The organism is Pseudomonas sp. 05N434 (assembly GCF_056396965.1).
Map to the genome: position 1 here is coordinate 1 of NZ_JBFTMK010000733.1, position 1,992 is coordinate 1,992.

Genomic DNA, 1,992 nt, shown 5'->3' on the forward strand with positions numbered 1-1,992 from the left:
CACCTGCTGCCAGTGTGTCGGGCGGATCAGGAGGGCGTTCTCGTGGTGTTGCAGCAGTGCCCCTTCTTCGCGCAGTTGCTCGATCAGCAGGGCGAGGTTGGCAGGCTCAAATGGTGGTGTGGCGACAGCGGCGACAGTGGCGACAACCCGCGTCGCTTCTGGCCTGGCGCGTGGCGACAGGGTGGCGACAGAAGCGGCGACACGCCGCGATTCAGGTTGCGATTGATGTTGCGCCTGGTAGCAGCGCACCGCGTCATTGAGGCGGAACATGGCGGACCTCGAAAGTTTTTCCGTCGCGGCTGCTCAGCCAGCGAGAAGTGATCAGTACGACCAATAAAGAGGCGGTATGGTCAGCGCTCTTGCGGGCAAAACGAGGACCGTTGCGATTGACGTCGCGGACGGTGAACTGGGTCCAGCCTTTCTGCACCAGCCAGCGCAGCAGCCGATCCGCCTCTTCGCGTCGGCTATTGACCGGCTCTTGTTCGGTCAGGCGTTGAATCTCGGCCAGGTAGTAATCCATCAGCGTGGAGGCACGCTGGATGTGTGCCTCGTCCAGCGCACTGGCCTCTTCAACCATGGCCAGCACGCCCGCGATACGCAGCACATTCGCCGCCGCCTTGCCCGCCACAGACTGGACGCCGGCCAACTCGCCGAACTCGCCAGACTGGCACTCGATGGTGTCGTGAATATCTATCCAGGCACGACGGGCGCGGGGAGTGAGCTCCAGCGTGGCAGGATTGAGTGAGCCATCCTTGTGAAGCGACCAGGGCTTTTGCAGCAGGGCGGTGATCCGCTGTTGGTAGCGCTGGACTTTGGCATCCAGGCTCAAGTCGATTGCCTTATAGAGCCGCTGGCCGGCCAGGCGCTCGGGCCAACTGATCAGGCAACGGCCGAGGATGCCTTGACCATTGATCACCGGGTCTTTGAACAGCTGGTTGGCCAGGTAGGGCTGCAGCATCAGATGCAGGCTGAGGCGGCGGTCATAGGCACGCAGGCTTTCTCCGGCCATGGATCGAGCCCGGTCGATCGGGCTGCCATCCCACAATGTCGACAAGGTGGTGATCGCCTTGAGCAGATTCTCTTTGCTCATGGTGCTGCTGCCCAAGAACTGGCCACCTTCATCATTGAACAACCCCATGCTGGGTAAGCCCTGGCACAGGCTTTTGACCAGAGCCTCAATGGTGGRCTCGGCAATGATCAGTCTCGGTGGTACCGGCTCGGACAGCTCACTGCCTTCCGTCTCCGCGTGTTTTTTTGCGGTTTTGGGTTTGGTCATGAGGCTGCTGGCTGCACGATAGGTTTTGAGCTTTTCTGCATACAGGGTCCACTGCTGTCGCTCCCAGTCGCGCGCCGCCTTCAGTGCCAGATGGTCCACCGCGCTTTTGCGATCACCCGAGGACGCCACCGTCAGTAGGTAGAGGGACAACGGATAGGTTCGGCCGTCGAGTTGGACATTGGCATGACCCTGGCTCACCAGGGCAGCGCTGGCCAGCACCGATTGTGCAGCCATGGCACAGGGGACGCCGATCACCTCGGCCAGTCGTTCGACCGCAGGGCCCAACAGATCCCCGAGTGCTTCGACCGGGTAGGGCAGTGRCACCTGCTGGTATTCCAGCAACGGTTGTGGTGGCTCGAACGCTTCGCACAGTTGCATCGCCATTCTCCTGAGATTGTCGACTTCGTCCTCACTCATCCCGCCACGGTTGTTGAGTGTTATCAGGGATCAAGGCCCCTGCGACCTGTGAGGTTTGTCCACTTACGCGGGACTGACGGCTCTTTACGACCGGGAGCTTGGGCATCTCACGATCTGGCCTCCTGAACACCTCCGAAGACGTGGGCGGGTGGAGGCTGCACTGGCTGACGAGACCAATGCCGGGAGATCCTGAGTCAGGTGAAGGCAGTGAGGCGATGACTGGGGCATGCCTGACTGTCAGTCAGGTGCAGTCCGTTCCGTGGGCTGCGGCACCATCATCGGCATCGCTGTGGCGAGTG

The 1,992-nt window shown here is 61.4% G+C and carries 2 protein-coding genes; both read right to left on the minus strand.

Annotated elements, in window-relative coordinates; translation table 11 throughout:
• On the minus strand, window positions 1–270 hold a 270-nt coding region (locus AC1DLB_RS28740), incomplete at its 3' end, for a hypothetical protein (RefSeq protein WP_477786161.1).
• Window positions 254–1,654 (minus strand): YfjI family protein, encoded by a 1,401-nt coding sequence (locus AC1DLB_RS28745; protein ID WP_477786162.1) that lies wholly within the window; start codon window positions 1,652–1,654, stop codon window positions 254–256. The genes AC1DLB_RS28740 and AC1DLB_RS28745, both read right to left, overlap by 17 nt.
• Window positions 1,655–1,992 lie beyond the last annotated feature (338 nt).